This window comes from Thalassotalea sp. G20_0, from assembly GCF_017744175.1.
Classification (GTDB): domain Bacteria; phylum Pseudomonadota; class Gammaproteobacteria; order Pseudomonadales; family Endozoicomonadaceae; genus Endozoicomonas.
This window is the reverse complement of sequence record NZ_JAGHQV010000522.1, coordinates 1-530: the sequence shown is the minus strand read 5'-3', so window position 1 is coordinate 530 and position 530 is coordinate 1. Positions and strand designations below refer to the sequence as shown.

Below are 530 nucleotides of genomic sequence, written 5' to 3'. Positions count from 1 at the left end.
CTGGTGGACAACGGGCTGGCACTGGAGACGACACCGAAGCTCAAAGAGGCCATGGCCGCGCTGCTGCCCCATGTGCAAACCAAAGCCGAATCAACAGAAGAGAAAGACCACTTTAAGCCACAGGAAGCCGCCAATCTGCTGTGGGCCGTGGCGAAACTGGTGGACAACGGGCTGGAACTGAAGAAGATGGCAAAGCTCAAAGAGACTGTGGTCGTGCTGTTGTCCCATTTGAAAACCAAAGCCGAATCAAAAGAAGAGAAAGACCACTTTATTCCTCAGCATATCGCCAACCTGCTGTGGGCCGTGGCAAAACTGGGTGATGCCATTGAGCTGAAACTGGTTAAATCTACGTTCGCTTCTCTTGTCGGCAGACTCTGTGAAAACCCTCAGCTCTCTCAGCGATATATATCGATCTCTCTCTGGGGAGTCATGGTGTTCTGTGCCAGGTCTTATCTGTACTTTGGTGACGATAATAAAAACGCCCTTGAAAAGTACATAGATGAACTGTTTTCTCGTCTGGAAAGTCCATC

General features: G+C 50.0%; 1 protein-coding gene. It reads left to right on the top strand.

Going from position 1 to position 530, the window contains the following annotated elements:
• Positions 1 to 530, top strand: a 530-nt coding sequence (locus J7438_RS27365; protein WP_209279157.1) for a hypothetical protein, incomplete at both ends; no start/stop codon positions are given.